A 21,522-nucleotide genomic window follows, 5' to 3' on the forward strand; every position below is an offset into this window, starting at 1 on the left:
CTATTTCACAGCTCCTGTAGTAATGCCCTTGGAAAGGGTTCTTTGGAAGATCAGATAGAAGATCAGCGTCGGTACGATGCTGATCAGCGAGGCCGCAGCGGTGGTGGTCACATCCATCAGCCTGTCTCCAGTCAACGACGCGATGGCGATGGGCACCGTCTGCTTGGAATTATCGATTAGGAAGGCCATGGGAATCATGTACTCATTCCAGGTCCAGATGAAGAAGAAGACCAGCATGACATTCAACGTGGGTTTGGAGATGGGGAAGACGATGTCTTTGAGAATTCTCCACCGACTGGCCCCATCTATGGCAGCAGCTTCCAGAATGGCCTTGGGGAAGGTTCCGTAGACGCTGGACAGAAGATAGGTGCCGAACGCGCTCTGGATGACCGTAAATATGATTACGATCGACCATTGCGAGTTGTACAGGCCCATGGCCTTGAACATGATATAGAGCGGATAGAGCAGGGCTTCCTGCGGCATCATATTGGCCAACATAATCAGCAGGACGATCCAGCGCCTGCCCTTGACGCGGCCGATGCCCAGGGCGAAGGAGTTCAGTACCGACAGTCCAACAGCCAGGAATGCCACCAGCGTGCAAATCCACATGCTGTTCCAAACTTTCTGTGGGAATCGGACTCTGGTCCAGAATTTCACTAGTCCGACAGCGCTGAATTCGTGCGGCCAGGAAAGAGGACCTGAGGCATTGTAGTCCGCCGTGGTTTTGAAGGCGTTCAGCAGAAGAACAAAAAACGGAAAGAGCATGATCAGTCCGCCGACAATCAGGAAGGCCAGGATTACCCAATCTCCTGTCGTCCGATTGTTCCGTGCTTTGGGAATCTTGCTTACAGCTGTCATGGTGCTACTCCTCGTCCTCTTGCTCGACCCGTTGCTGGACGTTGGTGAAAACGACAGAGATCACGATGATGACGATGGTCAGAGCCGTGGATATGGCCGCGCCATAGCCGACCTGTTGAGATTGGAAGAACTGTGTGTACGAATAGTAAGAAGGTACGATAGTGCTGTCGCCAGGCCCTCCCTTGGTCAGCATGTACACCGGAGCAAAGACCTTCAAGGCCGCAATGGTGCAAGTCAGAGCCACCACAAAGATTTCCGGCTTGATGGCTGGCAGGGTGATGACTCTGAACCGCTGCCACCAATTTGCCCCGTCCAAACTCGCCGCCTCGTAAAGCTCAGGATCGACACGCTGCAGTCCGGACATGAATATGACCAGGGGATAACCCAGCTGAATCCAAATCATGATGATCATCAGGAATACCAAGGCGGTATCGGGCGAGCCCAGCCAGTTGTGCTGAAAACGTCCCAGCCCTAGTCCTTTGAGTATGGCATTCAGCGCGCCGTTCTCGGGGCGGAATATCCAACCCATGACCAGAGCCGCCACCGAGATGGGCAGGAGCTGAGGGAAGTAGTAAACTGCGCGCATGGTTGAAGCTGTCTTGGCTCCGAACCGTTTTTGGACCACATCGAAGACCAGGGAGGCCAAGACCAGACCGATCAGGATGGGGATGACGACCATGGCCACGATCATCCATATGGAGTTGCGGAAGGAGGCCCAGAACGTGGCATCCTTGACCAGCCGCGACCAGTTGTCAATGCCGGCCCACCGTGGAGGCCGTATCCCCCGGTAGTTGGTGAAGCTCAGATAGATGTTCCAGATTGCCGGCACGATGATGATCCATAAAAGAACCAGTAACCCCGGTATCAGATACCACCAGAACCGATTGGAGGGATTGCCTGGTATCCTGGACATCCCTCGTTCCTGATCGGTCTTGGCAGCGATCGGTGCAGGATTTGCACTTCGAGACCCCATTGTTCGTTTCTCCTCAGCCTGAAAATATGTCTATCAGGGTCCGCTGCAGATAGCAGCGGAGCGGAGGCCGACGGCTGCCTGATCAAGTGCGCAACCGTCGGCCTATGGTTTGACTACTTCCTGAGACCCGATGTCTCGACGCCTTTGTCATACTTGCCCTGAAGCTCAGTAAGCACAGCCTTGGTGTCCTTGGTCCCGTTGACCAATTCCTGCAGGCCTGCATTGAGCTCGTCATAGAAGGTCGAGGTCGGCCAATCCGGATAGTAGCCCAGACGATCATCCTTGATGACCTGGTTGAAACCGGCGATCAGCTCCTTGCTCTTAGGGTCGCTTATCTGGGCAGGATCAGCAGCAATGGGCAATCCGCCGGAGTTTCCCATCAGGTTCTGATTTTCTTTGCTCAACGTCATGTCAATGAACTTCGCAGCAGCGTCCTTTTTCTTGGAACGCTCGGGAATCACCCAGATGTTGCCGGACCCGCCAGGGATCTTCTTGGTTTCAGGGAAGAGACCGACCTCCCAATTGACGTTGGGAATGTCGCTTTGGAAACGGCCGAACCACCAAGAGCCCGAGAACAGCATGGGGTAGGTCCCCTTCATGAAGTTCTGTCCGGCATCCTCAGCTTTCAGGCCCGTCGAGTCTTTGCTGATGTATCCCTTGTCCACCCAGTCCTTAATGGTTTCAGTGGCATAGGTCATGGCAGGGCCTTGCCAGTCCACCTTGCCGTCGTAGCGCTGATAGGCGTTGATTAACCGCTGATCGGCTTTTTGAAGGACCAACTGCCACCAGAGATGTTGGAGCGGGTATTCAGCCACACCCTCGGACAGGGCCGTGACACCGTTGTCCCTGAACTTTTGCATGGCCTGTTCCAATTCAGGCATAGTCTTTGGTATGGCTATGCCGTACTTGTCGAACATGTCCTTGTTGTAGTACATCATCACCTCTTCGCCATAGGTGGTGATGCCATACCAGTCGCCCGATCCCATGACGCCCTTTTCGTCGTATCGGCCCGGGACAGCCAAAGATCCAGTGATCTTCTTGTTCCAGTGGTATTTCTTGACATAGTCGTTAAGGTTGGATAGCAAACCCTGGCTTGAGAGCAAACCTGCAGTAGCATTGCCCTTGTTGTATTCCATTACATCCGGGGCGTCATCAGAGTTGAGGATCTGGCTGGCGTTTTGCCTGATTTGCTCGAAGGTCTTCTTCTCGAAGTTGACCTTGATACCGGTCTTCTTCTGAAAATCAGCAATGGCCTGCTTCCAGGCCTTGCCCTGGGCGCCGTTATCCTCCTCGTAGTACCAGATCTTGATGGAATCGGGATGCTCCTCTTGGGCGCTGTCGCTGCCGCCGCATCCGGATAAGGCCATGATGCCCGCCAGACTTGCCACAGCCGTAACAGCTGCCATGATTTTCCGGGGAAACTTCATCACTCCTCTTTTCCTAGCTTCATCGCTTGACTGTCTCTTTACTGGACAACCATTCTTAATTTAATGATTTGACTATACTTGGCATAGTATTTCGACGTTTTTCGATAACCTATGGCGCTGGATGACAGCTGGTATCAGCCTTGTGCGACAGTGCACGAAGAATCACAGCTTGCAGTTCTCAGCTATGCAGCCGGACCGGGCCAACAGATCCCCTGCGCTTATAGTCGGAATGAATCAGCTCCACTGTCCCCGGCTTTTCCCCCACGCCTTCCAAACACTCCATCAGCATGTCCACCCCGCGAGAGCATGTTTCATGTGGCCTCATGGGAATCTCATCAAGAGGACGTTCAAGAACAGAGGCATTGCCAAAAGTGCTTAACGCCAGCATGGAAATATCCTTTGGAATCGAAAGGCCCTGTTTTGAAAGAGCAACGATGATGTTGTTCATGTGACTGATGCTGGTCTGGGCCATGATTGCCGTGATCTCGGGATCCAGCTGAAAAGCCCGGCCAATCAATTGACCGACATGCCTGGCATCGTCACCGATGGAGCATAGAAAAGTCATCTTCATACCCAGCACCCGGGCCCTGTCTATGGCAGCCTTTTTGGTCCGAACCAGAAAGTTGGATCCTTTCTCATAGGACTGACTGTTGGCCCCCACCATGAGCAGATGTCGATGGCCCATCCGATAAAGCTCATCGACAGCGCGTCGGCCCATGGCATGAAAATCAACGTCAACGGAAATCAGATTGGCTGGATTCCTGGCATAGCCGATAGAGACATAGGGCACTAGGGAGGTATGAGCCTGGGCTACACGCGGATCCTCCATGGTCACATCCAACAGAAGAACGCCATCGATCATTCCGCTGTATGACATTCGCAGGAGTTCGTCCGTGTCATCTTCATCCATTAAAAGCACCACGTTGTAGTGGTAGTGTCTAGCCCTGGCGACCACGGCAAAGAAAAAGGTAGCATAGTTCGAATAGTCGGTATAAGGATGCATGGGCGAGCTCAACGCGATCAGATGTGTTCTGCGCTCCCTTCGGAGCATGGCGGCTCCTGATCCTGGATGATAATCCAATTGCTGGGCTGCCTTGAGAACCCTGATCTTTGTCGCATCGCTTACAGGTCGCTTGCCCGAGAATACATAGGAAACAGTACTTATGGAAATTCCCGCCAAAGCGGCAACATCCTTGATACCGGCCAAAGGACCTCCTTTAGCAGGAAGGCATAAGATGCCCTATCTTAAGATTCGGTCTTGCACACCAGGGCTCAAGCGCATGCCCTCACCAGAAAGTATATGAAAAAGGCCCCGGCCGTCGGGCCGGGACCAATGGGGCGGTTGAGGCGAGATTCGAACTCGCGGAGGGAGTTGCCCTCACACGCTTTCGAGGCGTGCTCCTTAGACCGCTCGGACACTCAACCATGGTCGTTGCCCGACACTGCCGAACAACAACTTTTCTATTATGCCACAGAGTCCCTACCTGGCAAACGGCGTGGCGCAGTCAACCGGCACAAAAAACAACCCTGACGTCAAAGTGTACGGCGGGCTCGGATGGCCTGCGCCCGTTCAGCAAGCCGGTCATCAGGCGGGTAGGCCACATGTTCCAGGGTCAGGCCTCGAGCATCTATGGGACCGGTGGAACCTTCGCGCAGGGGGTAGGCCACCTTGTCGGCAAACCATTGCACGGACCGGCGTCCCCGACCCACCTGAATGCAGGCCGCGACCAGTGAGCGGACCATGTTATGGGCAAATGCATCGGCAACAATCCGAAAGACGGTAATCCCAGACTCCATGAAGGACGGAATATATCCTACGGCACTCTGCCCCGGAGCAACTTCTAACAGATTCACGGCTGGGACCAGTTCCCAATGCGCGGCCAGGACCTTGCGTATAGTCGTGCCGCCGGGGTTTGGCCGGGCGAAGGAGCCGAAGTCATGCAGGCCGATGCACTTCGCTGCAGCCTCATTCATAGCCTGCAGATCCAGGCTTCCCTCCAGGTTCAGCACATAGCCCCGCATGCGCGGATCCTCTGGCTGACCCCCCTGGCTGACCCGATAGACATAGGTGCGTTCCAGGGCGGAGAAGCGGGCATCGAAGCCTGTGGGAGCGGCTCTGAGTCCAAGTAGAGCAATGTCAGCCGGCAACAGGTGCCGAAGACGGCGTTCCAAGGCCGAAGCACCATCGACCCCCATATGTCCCTTACAGGATTCAAGCACAGCGTCGGGAACGTCCAGGTGTGCCACCTGGTGAGATGCGTGGACCCCAGTGTCGGTCCTACCAGCCACAACCAGCCTTGGTTCCCAGACGTCTTGGCTATGGGAAACCTCACCATTCGATCTGCGGGCTCCAGTGATCAGAGACAGGGCATGCTCGATGCAGCCCTGGACCGTGCGCAGCCCAGGCTGCCGGGCCCAGCCATGGAAGCCGCCGCCGTCGTAGGCCAGGTCCATGCGCAGTCTGACAAGGGACATCTCCCCTTCCCGATCTTCCATCACGACCTCCCTGGCACCAATGACAAACGAGGCCGGAGAGCCACGCTCCCCGACCCCGTCATCAGATGCAAAGACCGATTACTCGGCGGCCTTCTCGGCATCCTCAGCCACGTCGGCATCCTCCTCAGCCTGAGCTTCCGCCTGATCTGCCTTGTTGGCGGTCTGCTCCAGATCCTCGGCGGCCTGGTCAGCTTGAGCCACGTCCTGATCGGACTCGTTGGCCTCGACGGCCTGGTCGACCGCATCCTTGGCAGCGCCTTCGGCGACGGCGGCATCAGTGGCTGCTGCCACCTCGGCGTTGTCGTCCTTGGCAGCCACCTTGGCTGCGGACTCAGCCTCCTTGACAACGGCCTTCTTGGCCGACAGGGGCTCGGTGACCAGCTCGATCACAGCCTGCGGGGAGTTGTCTCCTCGGCGGGGCGCGATCTTAGTAATGCGGGTGTAACCACCCTCACGCTGCTGCATCTGCTCGGCAATCTGCGTGAACAGGCTATGGACCACAGACTTATCACGAATGACGCGCATGACGCGGCGACGGGCGGGCAGATCCCCGCGCTTGGCGAAGGTGATCAGCCGCTCAGCCAGCGGACGCAGACGCTTGGCCTTGGGCAGGGTGGTCGTGATACGACCGTTGGCGAAGAGGCTGGTGGCCATGTTGGCCAGCATAAGCCGCTCGTGCGCCGGACTAGAGGCCAGACGTGGGCCCTTGCTAGGTTTTGGCATTGGATTATCTCCTTACGGCCCGGGAGGACAGGTGGGCATACGCCCGAACATCCGACTTCCCGGAATTGCTGTCAGCAGGCGACGGAACCCTTCCCCTCGCCTGCTCATACGAAGGCTGCGATCCTTCACTCGTCGTCAGGCGAGAAGAAGGTGCCTCCCTCGAGATTATTGGTGTCGAAGCCCAGCGGGGAGGCCTTCAACGACAGCCCCATGCCCTCAAGCTTCTCCTTGACCTCGTCGATGGACTTCATGCCGAAGTTGCGGATGTCCAGCAGATCCTGCTCAGTATGCGAGACCAGCTCACCGATGGTGTGGATTCCTTCGCGCTTGAGGCAGTTGTAGGAACGCTGCGTCAGGTTCAGGTCCTCAATCGGCACGGACATCTGCGGATCGGCCTCTTCCACCACAGGCTCGGGTCCGACCTCCACGCCCTCAGCCTGGGTGTTGAGTTCACGGCAGAGGCCGAAAAGCTCGACCAGGGTCGACCCAGCGGATGCCACCGCGTCACGCGGCGAAATGGCAGGCTTGGTCTCCACATCCAGGATCAGTTTGTCGAAATCCGTGCGCTGTTCGACACGGGTGGCCTCGACCTTGTAGCTGACCTTGAGCACAGGAGAGTAGATGGAATCGACCGGGATGCGGCCAATCTCATCGTTGTCCTGCTTGTTGAGCTGGGCCTGGACGTATCCACGCCCGCGCTCCACCGTGAACTCGATCTCCAGCTCGCCATCCTCAGCCAGGGTCGCGATATGCAGATCAGGATTGGCCACTGTGACGCCGGCCGGCGGGGTGATATCCCCGGCGGTGGCCTCGCCCTTGCCGCTCTTGCGCAAATACATGACCACAGGCTCGTCGTACTCGCTGGTCAGCACGATTCCTTTGATGTTGAGCAGGATCTCAGTGACGTCCTCCTCCACACCTGGCAACGTGGTGAACTCGTGCAGGGCACCCGAGATGCGGACCGAGGTCACAGCCGCACCGGGTATGGAGCTCAGCAGGGTACGACGCAGGGAGTTGCCCAAGGTGTACCCAAATCCCGGCTCCAACGGCTCGATGGTGAAACGGGAGCGCTGGGCATTGACGACTTCTTCAGTAAGAGTCGGACGCTGTGCAATAAGCACTGTTGCTATCCTTTCAGCTCCGACCGGTGGTGCACTCACCAGTCTTCGCGGGTGGATTCATGGGTTTTCTAGTGCTCAGACGCGACGGCGCTTGGGAGGACGAACGCCATTGTGTGCCTGTGGGGTCACATCGGAGATGGAACCGACCTCCAGGCCTGCGGACTGCAGGGAACGGATGGCGGTCTCACGGCCCGAGCCCGGGCCCTTGACGAAGACATCCACCTTTTTGACCCCGTGCTCCATAGCCTTGCGGGCTGCGGATTCGGCGGCCATGCCCGCTGCGTAAGGAGTAGACTTACGGGAGCCCTTGAAGCCTACATCGCCGCCAGAAGCCCAGGCTACTACAGCACCGGAAGGATCGGTGATGGAGATGATGGTGTTGTTGAATGTTGACTTGATATGCGCCTGCCCGACCGGAACCGACTTGCGATCCCGACGACGAGGCTTGCGCGCGGCCTGCTTTGCTGCTGCCATTGATCCTCGTTTCCTTGTCACGAATAACTGATTGCTAGTGCGAACCATCGGGGACCCTCATCCCCGCTTCGCATACGGCCTTACTTGGTCGCCTTCTTCTTTCCGGCGACGGTGCGCTTGGGTCCCTTGCGGGTGCGGGCGTTGGTCTTGGTCCGCTGACCGCGCACAGGCAGGCCCCGGCGATGGCGCTGGCCCTGATAGCAATTGATCTGGATCTTACGGCGAATATCAGCGTCGATCTCACGACGCAGATCACCCTCGATCTTGTAGTTTCCCTCGAGGTAATCACGCAGCGTAATGAGCTGCTCGTCCGTGAGATCCTTGACGCGGGTGTCCGGATTCACTCCGGTCGCGGCAAGTGTTTCCTTGGCGCGAGTACGCCCCACACCGAAGATGTAGGTGAGGGCTATCTCTATGCGCTTCTCGTTGGGGATGTCGACTCCGGCAAGACGTGCCATTGCGATTCCTTTTTTGCTCTACGCAGGTCGTGCACCGAGTCTTCCGGTCTCCCGGCCCGGGCCTGCGCACCCGGGGTTCAGCCTATCGGCTGTGACTCAGCGCCTTTGGTGTTCGTTGCCGCTGGGAATCCGCTCAGCCCTGGCGCTGCTTGTGGCGTGGGTTTTTGCAGATCACCATGACGCGGCCGTGACGACGAATCACGCGGCAGTTCTCGCAGATTCTCTTCACACTAGGGCTGACCTTCATGGTTTTCCTTTGCTTGTGTACCTTGTTACTTGTACCGGTACGTAATCCGTCCGCGGTTCAGATCATAGGGGCTCATTTCGAGCACCACCCGATCCTGGGGCAGAATGCGGATGTAGTTCTTGCGCATCTTGCCGGAAATGGTGGCCAGCACCAGGTGCTTGTTCTCGAGCTCGACGCGGAACATCGCATTCGGCAGGGCCTCAACCACACGCCCTTCCACCTCGATCACACCATCTTTTGCCATAAGCCTTCTATCCGATCCTCGGCCGGTTACACAGCGCGCCGAAAGACACGCCAAATGATAAGTATAGCATTGATGGACCCAAAACTGGGCAATAGCGTGTTGACACGACAAAAGGGCCGTCTGAACGGCTGTCACTCAATCAGTATAGCAGTCGTTCAGGCGGTCCGATAAGGACCGGAATTCCTCAGTCCTCAATAGCGATGTTCTGCGTGTTGTCAGCCGGCTCGATGCTGGTCTTGGGCAGGGTCACCTCCAGAGTGCCGTTGGCATAGTGGGCATGGATGTCCTCCTGGCGAACCTTGTCGCCCACGTAGAAGCTACGGGAGCAGGACCCGGTGTAGCGCTCACGCCGAATCCACCGTCCCTGGTCGTCCTTGTCGCCCTGATCACCGTTCTTCTGGGCAGAGACAATCAGGTAGCCATCCTCCAGCCGCAGGCCGATGTCCTTCTTGTCGAAGCCGGGCATGTCGATGGAAAGCTGGTACTGTCCATCCTTCTCACGCACATCCGTGCTCATCAAGGGGCTGTTCAGTGCGTTCTTTGCGCCCTGTCCCTGCCGACGCCCGTCGCGCCAGTTGTTGAAGAAGGGATCGTCGAAGAAATCGCCGAAAATCGAATTGTTCATCAAGGCGGGAAACATAGCCATAATCGCATCTCCTGATTCTCTAAGTCAATAGTTTTTGCGGACCGGAACCCCAGGCGGACATCCTAACTTGTCCTCCCGGGCTCCCTGCCCTTCACTTTGTCCAAACTGCGGACCCTTGGTTCCATGCCCAATGTTCACCCAAAGAATAAAAGTTGAGTCTTAGTAACTCAACTTTGACAAAAGCTTTGTTTTTGTCTTTGCTCTCTCACTCTTCGGCTTTGAATGACCACATATCAGACATTAGTGGCCAAAATTCTTGTGACACGACTTTGAAACATTTAACATAAAATGAGATTCCGCCAGCCCCCGTAGGCTCTTGAGGGCGGACCCAATCGTACGCGGACCGGACGGACCGGCCATTCCTAGTCAAAGGAGCTCAGATGCTCACCAACGAATACATCAAGCGCGTATACCAGCAGGTTGAGAAGCGTGACGGCGACCAGCCGGAATTCCTGCAGGCTGTGCGTGAAGTTTTCTCCAGCCTGGAGCCCGTGGTGGAGCGGCATCCCGAGTATGAGGCCAACGGCGTGCTGGAGCGCTTGGTTGAGCCCGAGCGTGCAGTCAAGTTCCGTGTGGCATGGACCGATGACCAAGGCCATGTCCAGGTCAACCGCGGCTACCGGATCCAATTCAATTCGGCCATCGGCCCCTACAAGGGCGGCCTGCGCTTCCACCCGACCGTGACCGAGTCGGTCATCAAATTCCTGGGCTTCGAGCAGATTCTGAAGAATTCGCTGACTGGACTGCCCATGGGCGGCGCCAAGGGAGGATCCGACTTCGACCCCAAGGGCCGCTCGGATGCCGAGGTCATGCGCTTCTGCCAGGCCTTCATGACTGAGCTGCAGCGTCACATCGGACAATTCACCGACGTGCCCGCCGGCGACATCAACGTAGGGTCCCGCGAAATCGGTTACCTGTTCGGCCAGTACAAGAGAGTGCGCGATGAGTACTCGGGTGTTCTGACCGGCAAGGACATGACCTTCGGCGGCTCCCTGGCCAGGACCGAGGCCACAGGCTACGGCCTGTGCTACTACACCCAGGAAGCCCTGCAGACGCTGCGCAAGGATTCCTTCCAGGGCAAGACCGTCGTTATCTCCGGTTCGGGCAACGTGGCCATCTTCGCCACCGAAAAGGCCCAACAACTGGGCGCCAAGGTGGTAACGGCATCCGACTCCAACGGATACGTCTACGATCCCAACGGGATTGACCTCGACGTCGTCAAGGACATCAAGCTGGGTCACCGCGGCCGAATTCGCGAGTATGCGGACCGAGTTGATTCCGCTGAGTACCACGAGGGCTGCAAGGGCGTCTGGACTGTACACTGCGACATAGCCCTGCCCTGCGCCACGCAGAACGAAATCGACGAGGAATCCGCAAAGACCCTGATCGCCAACGGATGCACCGTGATCTGCGAGGGCGCCAACATGCCCTCCACCCCCGAGGCCATCCAGGTCTACCAGGATAACAAGGCGCTCTACGGGCCCGCCAAGGCCGCCAATGCCGGCGGCGTGGCAGTCTCCGGTCTGGAGATGAGCCAGAACTCGCTTCGCCTGCAGTGGACCTTCGATGAGGTGGACCAGCGCCTGAAGGACATTATGACTGGAATCTTCCAGAAGTCTTACCAGGCATCCAAGGAATACGGGCATGAGGGCGACCTGATGCTGGGCGCCAACGTGGCCGGCTTCGCCAAGGTGGCCGATGCCATGGTGGCCCAGGGCATCCTATGAGCTAGGACTTAGCCCATCTGAACAGAGGGGTCCGATTTGCAGAAATTGCGGGTCGGACCCCTTATTGTGCTCAGTGGACTGATAAACTCATGCGACCAGCTGGTCGATGACCTCGGGATCGATCCTCTGGCGCGGGTCGAAGTCCTTGGAGCCCAGATACCGGTATATGCTCGCCTGCAGGGCCCGAGCCTCCGGATATTCGTTCAGATTCTGCAGGCCCACGGAGGAGAGCAGAAGCCGCCCCCTCCCGCAACGGCATTCCAGCAGCTGCGTCATGGGTCGCAGGTAGGCGTAGCTGTCCATCTCAGTGACAATGGACTGATAGCGCTCGGGCAGGATGATGGCCCGCTGGGAGGCCATGGGCCACCACTGCCAGTCAGTGTGCGAGTCACTCGGGAAATCGGAGAAAACAGGGTGGTCAGCCTGAATGTACTGCCCCATGGTGCCGCTCTGGTCCTTGAATGTACCCACTGACCAGAAGTCCGTGGAGAAGTGGGCCTGAACGGATCTGGGCAGGGACTGGGCTGTGGAGTCGGGACTCAGATAGACCGTGCCACCCTGGTCCAGGACCCGACGCGCCTGCTGGTCGAACCTTCTGGTCTGGTACAGACCGTCGGGCTGGTCAGACTGGCTGTCCTGGTAGACCCAGACCGGATAGACGTTGGTCACACCGTCGATCTCCAGACTCAGACGGCAGCGCTGGTTACCATGAATGCCGTCCAGAGGCAGTTCGAAGGTTCCTAAATCAGTTAGCTTGCCCATCGGGCAGGTGACCTGACAAAAGACATGTTCCAGATCAACCCCCTGGCCCTGCAACCGCAGATGCAGATCACCCCGCAGCGTGCGTCGGCCGTAGTTGGCCACCTTGACCGTCCCTGAGAGCTTCTCCCGACTGGTATAGGCATAGCGGTCCATGACGGCCAGCGGCAACTGGTCGGTGAAGAAGGACCGAAAACGCTCAGGGCGGGCGAAGGGAAAGCGCTTGGGTTGCAGATGGGCGTCCATCATGCCCACCAGAGCCGTGCCCTGTCCAGGAAAGTCCTGAAGACCCAGCAGCGAAAGCCCCGACATGGAGGGGGTCCGCAGAACGGACTCCACCTCCTCCCGGTAGCAGATCCGTGACAACTCGCCTGTAGCGGCCACCCAATCCAGCCAGGTGCGCTGGTCCAGGCCCGATTCACGGACCCTGTCACGGATCATTGCGTAATTGTCAGGACGGGTGACTCCGGTGAACTCTTCAATCTCACGGAAGTCGGGCAGCACCTCATACTGCCCTACCTCGAATCCATAGACCGGCACCGTGCACTCTTTGCGGACTGCCTGCATGGAGTCCTCGAAATTGTGGGCAGTGCCCGGATGAACCGCGTTGGTGGACCCACGCATGTTGACGAAGCAACAGCGCAGGTCATGGCCCTTGTAGGACTCGGAGGTATAGACCTCGTTGCAGTCGTCGCTGCCCAGCTGACCATAGTGCGGGTTGGAGGAATTGGCATAGAGCCTGGTGCCGTCAATGCTCCGGGCATCCTTGATAAGCTGAGCCATGCGCTGGTGGCCGGTCTCATCCGCAGACAGCTCGTTGCCCAGGGCAAGCATGACGAAGGAGGGGTGGTTGGCCAGGAAGAGCAGTGTCTGCTCCAGTTCGCTGCGATAGTAGCGATAACTGGCATCCTCCTGAAAGGCATGATAGTGGTCCCAGTGGGAGAGCTCGGGCTGCATCATCATCCCCATCCGGTCCGCCGCGATAAAGGCTACCTCGGGCGGGCAGTGCGAGTGGAAGCGGACCACATTCACTCCGTATGACCGATAGGTCTCCAGAATACGAATCCAGGAGCCCACGTCCATGGGCGGGAAGCCGGTCTGCGGAAACTCGGCGCAATTGGCCTCGCCACGCAGGAAGAAGGCTCTGCCATTCAGAGCCAGTCTCCCCTGCCCATCGGCTGCGAAGTCACGGATGCCGAAATCCGTGCTGACCCGCGATATCACCCTGGATCCGTCCGGCGGCAGGAGCTCGATTGTCATGCTATGCAGACACCCCTGGTATTCGTCCCAGCGATCCGCCTGGACGTCAAGCTGCAGATCGGACCAGGTCAGTGTTCGCCGTCCAGGTTCCAGGTTTGCGGCGACCTCCAGAGGCTGGGCCAGCGCATCGGAAGAGAGCCTCAAGCGACCATGGAATCCTTGGCGCGAGTCCACATCGGCCTCTACTGTCAGCACATCGCCATGGGGATAGGCACGAACGCCATCTACAAAGGTGTCCTCCTCCACACGCAGGCCGATATTGCCCAGAAGCCCGTTCCAGTTGGTCTGGGTGTGGTCGGTGGCGGTCGAGGAATCCAGGATGGCGTCGCGGGGCATGCCTTGGTAGGCGTTGTCGGAATCCACCTGCAGCAGGTCATCGCCCGTCAGCAGCCCAGTCAGCTCGAAGACATGCGGAGTATTCAAGGTCTGAGGGCGAGATGGCTCAGCCAGGCGTTCACCGACCCTGACCTCCAGGCGGCGAGCGCGCTCCACCTCGAAGAAGACCCTCCGCTCCGGCTGCGGGGTCCATCGAATCTGTCGGGACAGCTTGACTGTCCCCTCGAAGGTGTGCCGCCTGGTCAGCCGAGAGCCAATGGGGCCGGGCTTGCCGCTGCCATAGTCAGCAGACAGCTCCTGATCATCATGTCCGAGTCCGTTGGTGTCAAGCGTGCCTGGCAACAGAACGGTTCCCTGCAACTCAGGCGGGGACTGAACCTGCCAGGCTCCAGCCAATGCAATCTTGGTCATGCCTTCCTCCCGATGAGAATTGCCCTGTGGTCCAATTCATCAGTAAACAGCCCGGTCTGAATATGGCCGGCATCCAGTTCCAGCACCTGCTTCAGGTACTCCCGAGCCTGGTTGATCTGCCCTATGCCTATGCGTGCCAGGGCCATCAGATAGAGGCAACGGACCCGATTCATGCGGGCATAGCCCGCATCGAAAGTCAAGAGGTCGGGCAGGAAGACTGCAAAGCAACCCGTTCCCACATGGTCGTCCAAGTGCTGCTCGCCTGCGGCGAAGTCGCCACATCGAAGCAGAAGTCGGCCGCAGGCGTTGCTGATGCACGCATCGCCCGGGTCACGCTTGAGCCTCTCCAGGTAGTAGGGGTCAGGCCGGTAAGTGGCATAGCGGTAATGTTCCAGACGCAGACCGGTCAGCAGCAGTTCCTCGTTGGCGGCGAAATGCTCCGACCGATCGGCGCCCTGCCACTGGTAAGGGATGGATCCATCGTCTGCAACGAGCTGGACACGTGCGTTTTCTTGAACCCGAGTAGCGTAGGATTTTCAATAAATTGCGGATTTTTGTCCGGTTTTCCTACCCCATTGGTCGAAATCGTAAGCTCTGTGACTTTCACTGTGACGCCCATGGTCATCAGCCCCTTGTCGGCTCAGCAAAACTATATATATATCTGCTCTCAGTCTATAGTCGGAATCAGCCCTCAGAACTGCACAAATTGTTTAAAAATATTAACAAGTTGCTACTAGGTCATAATGACTTCCCAGTACTTGTCGAGCTCGGGGCGACTTCTGAAAATGGGTGGGGGGGGGGATGCATACACATGAAAGGGAGTCGGCCCATCAAGGACCGACCCCCTATGCTGGCGTTCGCCTAATGCCGGTTCATGCCTTTCGGCATCTTCCCCCGGCTTCGGCAATCCCGGAGAGCCCTACTCCAATTCCAAGGCCCCAGTGTAAAGCTGGTAATACTCGCCGTGCCTGGCTATCAGCTCATCGTGATTGCCGCGCTCGATGATTCGCCCGTGGTCCAAGACCATAATTACATCGGAGTTGCGAACCGTGGAGAGCCTATGGGCGATGACGAAGACTGTCCGGCCGCGCATCAGCGCGTCCATGCCCTGCTGAACCACCTCCTCGGTCCTGGTATCGATTGAGGAAGTGGCTTCGTCCAGGATCATGGCCGGAGGATCCTCCACCGCCGCCCTGGCAATGGAAATCAGCTGGCGCTGACCCTGAGACAGTCCGCTTCCGTCTCCCTCAAGAACGGTCTGATAACCCTGGGGAAGCATACGGATGAAGCTGTCGGCGTTGGTCATCCTGGCAGCTTCGATGCACTCCTCGTCCGTGGCATCCAGGCGCCCATAGCGTATGTTGTCCAAGACGGTGCCCGTAAAGAGGTTGACATCCTGAAGGACGATGCCCAGGGAGCGACGGAGGTCAGGCTTGCGGATGTTCCTCACATCGATCCCGTCATAGAGGATCTGGCCCTGCTGGATTTCGTAGAAACGGTTGATCAGGTTGGTGATCGTGGTCTTGCCAGCACCGGTGGCGCCAACCAGCGCCACCTTCTGCCCGGGCTTGGCGAACCAGGTGATGTCATGCAGGACAGGCTTGCTCGGGTCGTACCCGAAGCTGACATCAGTGAATCGCACATCCCCCTGGAGAAGGGTGTATCGCCCATCAGGGGATGTGATGGCCTGATCCTTGGCCTTCAGGGCCACGTCCCGGGCATCGCCTGGAAGCTTCATGGCGGCCTCCAGCGAGCGCCGGCCGTCGTCATCGGCCTCACGCTTCCAGGCCCAGTGCCCTGTTTCATGGTCGACGGGGGTCATGGTCCGGCCGTCCGAGCCCAGTTCGACGCTGACCAATCTGACCGTGCCTTGGTCGGACTCGACAGGCTGGTCCATCAGGTCGAAGATCCTGGAAGCGCCTGCCAGGGCCATCATGACCATGTTGAACTGCATGGAGACCTGGCCGATGGGATTGATGAAGGAGCGGGAAAGGGTCAGGAGGGAGACGATGGTTCCCAGGGTCAGCGGCCCTGCCCCGGTCAGTCCTGCATTGCCCATCCCTGCGATACCGGCCAGCCCGCCGACGATGGCCAGGATGACATAGAGCAAGTAGCCCATGTTGCCCACGACCGGCATGGTGACGTTGCCATAGGTGTTGGCCTGGGCCGAGGCCTGGAAGAGCTCCTCGTTCCTCTCCTCGAAGACCTCAGCGGTGGCATCCTCGTGGTTGAAGACCTTGATGACCTTCTGCCCGTTGACGGCCTCTTCAACGAAGGCGTTCACCCGGCCCAGATAGCGCTGCTGGTGAACGAAGTACCGACCGCTTCGAGTGACCAGAACCCTGACCACCACAATCAGGACCGCCGCGAAAACCAAGGTCAGGACGGTGAAAGGGATGGAGAGCCAAAGCATGGAGATCAGGGCCGCCAGGGCGGACAGGACCGAGGAGACCATCTGCGGAAAGGACTGGGAGATGGCCTGACGGAGGGTATCTGTGTCGTTGGTGTAGCGGCTCATGGTGTCGCCGTGCTCATGGGTGTCGAAGAAGCCGATGGGCAGCTCCTGCTGGTGGGCGAACATCTGGTCGCGAATGGTCTTCAGGGTGCCCTGCTCCACCTTGACGATCAGCCAGTTCCAGAACCAGGAGCAGAAGGTCCCGACCGCATAGAGGCAGCCCATCAGGATCAGGGTCCTCATCAGCGGTCCCCAGTCAGGGTCGGCGGCCCCGACCAGCGGCAGGATGTAGTGGTCGATCAGCGGCTGGAGGAAGAAGGCCGACGCCGCCTGGGCCCCGGCGCTGATGATGATGCAGACCACGATCACCGCCAGCTGCCAGCGGTAGGCCAACAAGTAGCTCAGGATGCGACGGGTCGTTCCCGGCGCGGCCTTGTCCAGGCGGGGCTTGCGGTCCTTGAATGATCCGTCACTCATGGTCCTCGTCCTCCTCGCTCCGATTCCTGGTCTGTGATTCGTAAATAGACCGGTACTCCTGACATGTTCGCAGGAGCTCTTGGTGGGTGCCCTTGTCGAGAATCCTGCCCTCTTCCAAAACCATGATCATGTCGGCGTCCTCCACAGAGGCCAGGCGCTGGGAGATGATGATCTTGGTGGTATCGGGAATCTCTTGACTGAAGGCGCGGCGGATCAGCTGGTCGGTTTTGGTGTCCACAGCGCTGGTTGAGTCATCCAGAATCAGGATGTCAGGCTTCTTCAGAAGGGCCCGTGCTATGCACAGACGTTGTCGCTGGCCGCCGGAGAGGTTGGTGCCGCCCTCGTCCAGGTAGGTCTGATACCCATCGGGAAACTCCCGCACGAAACCGTCAGCCTGGGCCAGGGTGCAGGCGCGCACCAGCTCTTCGTCCGTGGCCTCAGGGTTGCCCCAGCGCAGGTTTTCGGCGATGGTCCCGGTGAAGAGGACGTTCTTCTGCAACACCATGGCCACATGGTCGCGCAGGACGGTCAGATCGTACTGACGCACATCCACTCCGCCCACCTGGAGGGACCCTTCGGTCACGTCGTAGAGACGGGGAATGAGCTGGACCAGGCTGGATTTGGAGGAGCCAGTCCCGCCCACGATGCCCAAGGTGGAACCCGAAGGAACGTCCAGGTTGATGTGGCTCAGAACGGGACGTTCGGACCGGCCCGAGTAGCGGAAGGTCACATCCTGGAAGCTGATGGACCCGTCGGCCACCCTCATGACCGGCTTGGCGGGATCGTGCACGGTGCTGACCTCCTTCAGTACCTGGCAGATGCGCTCGGCCGAGGCCTGGGAGATGACGACCATGACCACGATCATAGAGACCATGTTCATGGCCATCATGATCTGAATAGCATAGGTGACCAAGGCGGTCAGATCGCCCGTGGTCAGCCCCAGAGCGGCATTGTTCCCAGAGGCCACAATCTGGGAGGCGCCCATCCAGGATATAACCAGCAGAGAAGCGTAGATACAGAAGTTCAACAACGCCGGATTCAAGCTCATAATCCGCTCGGCCTTGCAGAAGGCACGGTAGATAGCCAAAGAAATACGGTTGAATTTACGCTCCTCGTAGTCCTCCCGGTTGTAGGACTTGACAACCCTGATGCCCTGAAGATTCTCGTCCACGACGTTGTTGAGGTGGTCGTAGGTGTGGAAGACCCGCTCAAAAATGGGGTGAACCAGCAGGGACAGGCCTATCAGCCCGAAGCCCAGGATGGGAATGGCGATCAGGAAGACCAGCGATATGGGCCTGGAGATCTTATAAGAAAAGAGCCAGGCCACGATGACCATGATCGGCGCCCTGACCCCGACCCTGATGACCATCTGATAGGCGTTCTGCAGATTGGTCACATCGGTGGTAAGCCTGGTAATAATGGATCCGGTGGAGAAGCGGTCGATGTTTGTGAAGCTGAAGGACTGCACTTTGGCGAACAGATCACTGCGGACATTCTTGGCCAGGCCGGAAGAGGCGATGGCCGCATACCGTCCGGACATGAACCCGGAGAACAGGGAGACGGCCGAACAAGCCAGCAGGATCAGCCCGAATTTGAAGATGGCCGGCATGGACCTCCCCGAAACGCCTTGGTCGATCAGGGAGGCCATGATGGTCGGAATCACAATCTCTAGAAGGCTTTCAAGAAAGACGAAAGCCGGAGCCAGAAAGCTGGCCTTTCGGTATTCCCGCAGGGAGCGCAAGATGGTTCGGATGGTGTACCGCGGACGCGCTGGTTCCTGTTTATCCGATCTGACCACGGATGCCCTAGACCCCTTCAAATGGACCTCTTCTGTTTCTGTACTGGTTTCTCTATCTTTTACGGCCAATCACCGACATGCAAGACCCTCGAAAGAGAGTCCGAATGCACCTAGGCTATCATCCTGTCCACCAGGCTTGGGCGGACGCGCTCAGATTTCCGCCCTCTACAAAAAGAAGCTGTCACGCCCCTCGGGGTCATGCAGCTTCTAAGCTTCAGTGAGTCCTGTCAGCAAGTCTTACCTGTGTGTCCTGAACATGGCATTCATACAGCTGATTCAGCTGACGACAGGACTCTCGCTTGACAGGCTATGAATTAGCGCTTGTCCAGCTGGGCGATAATCTCCTTGGAGATCTGGTCGACCTCGCCCTGGCCATCCACCGCGACCAGAAGGCTGCGGGACTTATAGGTATTCAACAGGGGGGCAGTCTCCTTGGCATAGATATCCAGACGCTTGGCAATGGCCTCGGGGGTATCATCCGCTCGCCCTTCTTCCTTGGCCCGCTTGGCGATGCGCTGCATGAGCACATCATGGTCGGCATCCAGCGCCACCACAGCCGTCAGCGAAGTGCCCAGCTCGTTAAGCATCTTGTCCAGCGCCTCGACCTGGGAGGCCGAACGAGGGTAGCCGTCCAGAATCCAGCCATGGGCAGCATCGTCCATGCCCAGACGGTCCTTGACGATCTTGTTGGTCAGCTCGTCTGGAACCAGCTCACCCTTGTCAGTGTAGGCCTTGGCCTGCTTGCCCAGTTCGGTTCCGTTCTTGAGGTTGTAGCGGAAAATGTCGCCGGTGGAGATGGCCGGAATCCCGTAATGCTTGCTGAGCAAGGCCGCTTGCGTGCCCTTGCCAACACCTTGAGGTCCCATGATCAACAGTCGCTGTACCATTCCCTATCCTTTGCTCGATGTTCTATTGCTCTTAGCCTTACGGCCCCGGACGGTATTAACAGTCTAAGCCGCGCAGGACCCTCATTTACGTATGCTAGCGGCTGCCTGGCCCGACACAGGTTCCACTCGCCAAACCCATGCAACCAGTCTTCCAAATATTACAGGGTCCGGCCCCAGGCCACCAAGGGCCAGGGCCGGACCTTCATCCGTTTTGGCTTGACACCGCTTGCAAGTGTCTGACCGAAAGGTCAGCCCTCCTTGTGTTCGCCCTCCAGCAGGAAGCCGGTGTACTGGAACTGCTCGGTCTGAGCCCTTGCTTGTCGCAGAGTGTCCAGGCCGACACCGGCGATGATCAGGATGGTGGTGCCGCCGAAGGGCAGCTTGGAGTTGATCTTCAGCAGCATGATCAGCACCGTGGGGATCAAAGCCACGAAGAGCAGATAGACGGCGCCCACCGTGTTCAGCCGATTCATCACGTATGAAAGGTACCGGCTGGTGGCGCGTCCGGCCCTGATGCCCGGAATGAAGCCGCCGTATTCTTTCATGTTGTCGGCTGTCTCGTCAGGATTGAAGGTGATGGAAGTGTAGAAGAAGCAGAAGAAGACAATCATGACCGAGTAGAGCACGATGTACCAGACCGAAGTCGTGTTGGCCATGTTGGCATCGATCCACTTGACCCAGCTCTGATCGGATTTGCCGAACTGGGCAACAAGGGTCGGAATGGCCAAAATGGAGGATGCAAAGATTGGGGGAATCACGCCTGACATATTGATCTTGAGCGGCAGATAGGTGGAAGATCCGCCGTACATCTTGCGGCCAATCATCCTGCGGGTGTACTGGACGGGAATACGGCGTTGGGCCAGCTCGACGTAGTCGACCAGAATCAGAATGACCAACAGAACGGTAACAACTATGCCGAACTTGACCCAGTCGCCGTTCTTGCCGTTGGTCCCCCATCCGATGTTCCAGAGCTGGGGCAGGAAGCCAGAGCAGATGGAGATGAAGATCAGGACGGACATGCCGTTACCGATTCCCTTGTCGGTGATCAGTTCGGCCATCCACATAATCAGACCGGTGCCGCCGGTCATGATCAGAACCATGACCCCCATATTCCACCAAGAGCTGTCAGGGATGACCTGCTGTTGGCAGGCACCACCGAAGAGCGCACCCTTGTTGGCCGTAACCAGAATGGTCGTGGATTGCAGCACTGCCAGGCCGATGGTCAAATACCTGGTGTACTCAGTCAGCTTGGCCTCGCCTGACTGGCCCTCCTTGTGCAGAGCCTCGAAGCGGGGAATGACCACGCGCAGCAACTGCACCACAATGGATGCAGTGATGTAGGGCATGATGCCCAGTGCGAAGATGGACAACTGCAGCAGGGCTCCGCCCGAGAACAGGTTCACCAGGCCGATGAAGTCCTCATTGCCAGCCGTGGAGATGCACTTCTGCACGGCGGGATAATCCACGCCTGGAGTAGGTATAAACGACCCAATGCGATAGATGATGATGATACCAAGAACGAAGAAGATTTTCTTCCTCAACTCCTTGGTCTTGAAGGCCTGGATTAACGTCCTCACCTAAGTTCCCTCCCTACGCGCCCGCGCGCTGGTCCCGGTGCATCGCACCCTCTTGCTCCGACCAGCTTAGCCGATGGCTCCGTCAAACCCGACGGCAACCAGGCCGGAAACGAGTTCCGGCCCTCGCCCGCTTGGAGCGGGGAGGGCCGGAAACATCTGCCTTGCGGT

At 58.1% G+C, this 21,522-nt stretch carries 18 protein-coding genes, 1 tRNA gene and 1 pseudogene; 1 reads left to right on the plus strand and 19 read right to left on the minus strand.

The genetic code is table 11. The features are described 5' to 3' along the window. The 13 genes and pseudogenes from GYM67_RS07145 to GYM67_RS07205 form a co-directional block, all read right to left on the minus strand. Nucleotides 1-858, minus strand: coding sequence for a carbohydrate ABC transporter permease (locus tag GYM67_RS07145; RefSeq protein WP_220236244.1), 858 nt, complete (start codon nt 856-858; stop codon nt 1-3). A gap of 4 nt (nt 859-862) precedes the next feature. Further along, nucleotides 863-1,831 carry a carbohydrate ABC transporter permease gene (locus GYM67_RS07150; RefSeq protein ID WP_220236245.1) on the minus strand — a complete coding sequence of 323 codons (969 nt, stop codon included), beginning with the start codon at nt 1,829-1,831 and terminating at the stop codon, nt 863-865. Nucleotides 1,832-1,944: 113 nt separating this feature from the next. Further along, complete coding sequence (locus tag GYM67_RS07155) at nt 1,945-3,258, minus strand: ABC transporter substrate-binding protein (RefSeq protein ID WP_220236246.1); 1,314 nt, start codon at nt 3,256-3,258, stop codon at nt 1,945-1,947. A 178-nt stretch (nt 3,259-3,436) separates the two neighbouring features. Then, nucleotides 3,437-4,465: a LacI family DNA-binding transcriptional regulator gene (locus GYM67_RS07160; protein ID WP_220236247.1), complete on the minus strand. Its 1,029-nt coding sequence runs from the start codon at nt 4,463-4,465 to the stop codon at nt 3,437-3,439. Between the two features lie 132 nt (nt 4,466-4,597). Then, nucleotides 4,598-4,683 (minus strand) — tRNA-Ser (locus tag GYM67_RS07165). A 108-nt stretch (nt 4,684-4,791) separates the two neighbouring features. After that, nucleotides 4,792-5,754, minus strand: coding sequence for a tRNA pseudouridine synthase A (locus tag GYM67_RS07170; RefSeq protein WP_258561474.1), 963 nt, complete (start codon nt 5,752-5,754; stop codon nt 4,792-4,794). A gap of 180 nt (nt 5,755-5,934) precedes the next feature. Then, a pseudogene (gene rplQ / locus GYM67_RS07175) lies at nt 5,935-6,477 on the minus strand (50S ribosomal protein L17); the annotation flags it as partial. Nucleotides 6,478-6,602: 125 nt separating this feature from the next. Further along, entirely contained in the window at nt 6,603-7,598 is a 996-nt protein-coding gene (locus tag GYM67_RS07180) for a DNA-directed RNA polymerase subunit alpha (RefSeq protein ID WP_015022327.1), read from the minus strand. Between the two features lie 75 nt (nt 7,599-7,673). Beyond that, entirely contained in the window at nt 7,674-8,072 is a 399-nt protein-coding gene (gene rpsK / locus GYM67_RS07185) for a 30S ribosomal protein S11 (RefSeq protein WP_015022328.1), read from the minus strand. Between the two features lie 80 nt (nt 8,073-8,152). Further along, nucleotides 8,153-8,530, minus strand: coding sequence for a 30S ribosomal protein S13 (gene rpsM, locus GYM67_RS07190; RefSeq protein WP_015022329.1), 378 nt, complete (start codon nt 8,528-8,530; stop codon nt 8,153-8,155). A 133-nt stretch (nt 8,531-8,663) separates the two neighbouring features. After that, nucleotides 8,664-8,777, minus strand: coding sequence for a 50S ribosomal protein L36 (gene rpmJ, locus GYM67_RS07195; protein WP_015022330.1), 114 nt, complete (start codon nt 8,775-8,777; stop codon nt 8,664-8,666). A 25-nt stretch (nt 8,778-8,802) separates the two neighbouring features. Then, nucleotides 8,803-9,021 carry a translation initiation factor IF-1 gene (gene infA / locus GYM67_RS07200; protein ID WP_015022331.1) on the minus strand — a complete coding sequence of 73 codons (219 nt, stop codon included), beginning with the start codon at nt 9,019-9,021 and terminating at the stop codon, nt 8,803-8,805. 184 nt (nt 9,022-9,205) lie between these two features. Further along, a complete protein-coding gene (locus GYM67_RS07205; RefSeq protein ID WP_220236249.1) occupies nt 9,206-9,667 on the minus strand; it encodes an Hsp20/alpha crystallin family protein in 462 nt (153 codons plus the stop codon). A gap of 380 nt (nt 9,668-10,047) precedes the next feature. On the opposite strand from GYM67_RS07205, the gene gdhA reads away from it, so the two are divergent. Beyond that, nucleotides 10,048-11,394 (plus strand): NADP-specific glutamate dehydrogenase, encoded by a 1,347-nt coding sequence (gene gdhA, locus GYM67_RS07210; RefSeq protein ID WP_220236250.1) that lies wholly within the window; start codon nt 10,048-10,050, stop codon nt 11,392-11,394. Between the two features lie 87 nt (nt 11,395-11,481). On the opposite strand, the gene GYM67_RS07215 is transcribed toward gdhA, so the two are convergent. From GYM67_RS07215 to secY, 6 genes are all read right to left on the minus strand, one after another. Further along, nucleotides 11,482-14,160 (minus strand): glycoside hydrolase family 2 protein, encoded by a 2,679-nt coding sequence (locus GYM67_RS07215; protein ID WP_220236251.1) that lies wholly within the window; start codon nt 14,158-14,160, stop codon nt 11,482-11,484. Continuing rightward, nucleotides 14,157-14,411 (minus strand): hypothetical protein, encoded by a 255-nt coding sequence (locus GYM67_RS07220; RefSeq protein ID WP_220236252.1) that lies wholly within the window; start codon nt 14,409-14,411, stop codon nt 14,157-14,159. The genes GYM67_RS07215 and GYM67_RS07220 overlap by 4 nt, the downstream gene beginning before the upstream one ends. 668 nt (nt 14,412-15,079) lie before the next feature. After that, the gene (locus tag GYM67_RS07225; protein ID WP_220236253.1) at nt 15,080-17,092 is read right to left on the minus strand and encodes an ABC transporter ATP-binding protein; all 2,013 of its coding nucleotides are present in this window, start codon (nt 17,090-17,092) and stop codon (nt 15,080-15,082) included. Continuing rightward, nucleotides 17,085-18,890, minus strand: a complete 1,806-nt coding sequence (locus tag GYM67_RS07230) for an ABC transporter ATP-binding protein (protein ID WP_396019990.1) — start codon at nt 18,888-18,890, stop codon at nt 17,085-17,087. Before GYM67_RS07230 ends, GYM67_RS07225 begins: the two co-directional genes overlap by 8 nt. A gap of 314 nt (nt 18,891-19,204) precedes the next feature. Further along, a complete protein-coding gene (locus tag GYM67_RS07235; protein WP_220236255.1) occupies nt 19,205-19,777 on the minus strand; it encodes an adenylate kinase in 573 nt (190 codons plus the stop codon). 248 nt (nt 19,778-20,025) lie between these two features. Continuing rightward, nucleotides 20,026-21,354 carry a preprotein translocase subunit SecY gene (secY, locus tag GYM67_RS07240; protein WP_220236256.1) on the minus strand — a complete coding sequence of 443 codons (1,329 nt, stop codon included), beginning with the start codon at nt 21,352-21,354 and terminating at the stop codon, nt 20,026-20,028. Nucleotides 21,355-21,522: the final 168 nt, after the last annotated feature.

Source organism: Bifidobacterium asteroides (genome assembly GCF_019469425.1).
Classification (GTDB): Bacteria; Actinomycetota; Actinomycetes; order Actinomycetales; family Bifidobacteriaceae; genus Bombiscardovia; species Bombiscardovia asteroides_I.

What these genes read in the sequence shown, in the direction of transcription:
- GYM67_RS07145 (WP_220236244.1), bottom strand. Translation starts at nt 858, where the DNA reads ATGACAGCTGTAAGCAAGATTCCCAAAGCACGGAACAATCGGACGACA.
- GYM67_RS07150 (WP_220236245.1), bottom strand. Translation starts at nt 1,831, where the DNA reads ATGGGGTCTCGAAGTGCAAATCCTGCACCGATCGCTGCCAAGACCGAT.
- GYM67_RS07155 (WP_220236246.1), bottom strand. Translation starts at nt 3,258, where the DNA reads ATGAAGTTTCCCCGGAAAATCATGGCAGCTGTTACGGCTGTGGCAAGT.
- GYM67_RS07170 (WP_258561474.1), bottom strand. Translation starts at nt 5,754, where the DNA reads ATGGAAGATCGGGAAGGGGAGATGTCCCTTGTCAGACTGCGCATGGAC.
- rpsK (WP_015022328.1), bottom strand. Translation starts at nt 8,072, where the DNA reads ATGGCAGCAGCAAAGCAGGCCGCGCGCAAGCCTCGTCGTCGGGATCGC.
- rpsM (WP_015022329.1), bottom strand. Translation starts at nt 8,530, where the DNA reads ATGGCACGTCTTGCCGGAGTCGACATCCCCAACGAGAAGCGCATAGAG.
- rpmJ (WP_015022330.1), bottom strand. Translation starts at nt 8,777, where the DNA reads ATGAAGGTCAGCCCTAGTGTGAAGAGAATCTGCGAGAACTGCCGCGTG.
- infA (WP_015022331.1), bottom strand. Translation starts at nt 9,021, where the DNA reads ATGGCAAAAGATGGTGTGATCGAGGTGGAAGGGCGTGTGGTTGAGGCC.
- GYM67_RS07205 (WP_220236249.1), bottom strand. Translation starts at nt 9,667, where the DNA reads ATGGCTATGTTTCCCGCCTTGATGAACAATTCGATTTTCGGCGATTTC.
- gdhA (WP_220236250.1), top strand. Translation starts at nt 10,048, where the DNA reads ATGCTCACCAACGAATACATCAAGCGCGTATACCAGCAGGTTGAGAAG.
- GYM67_RS07215 (WP_220236251.1), bottom strand. Translation starts at nt 14,160, where the DNA reads ATGACCAAGATTGCATTGGCTGGAGCCTGGCAGGTTCAGTCCCCGCCT.
- GYM67_RS07225 (WP_220236253.1), bottom strand. Translation starts at nt 17,092, where the DNA reads ATGAGTGACGGATCATTCAAGGACCGCAAGCCCCGCCTGGACAAGGCC.
- GYM67_RS07235 (WP_220236255.1), bottom strand. Translation starts at nt 19,777, where the DNA reads ATGGTACAGCGACTGTTGATCATGGGACCTCAAGGTGTTGGCAAGGGC.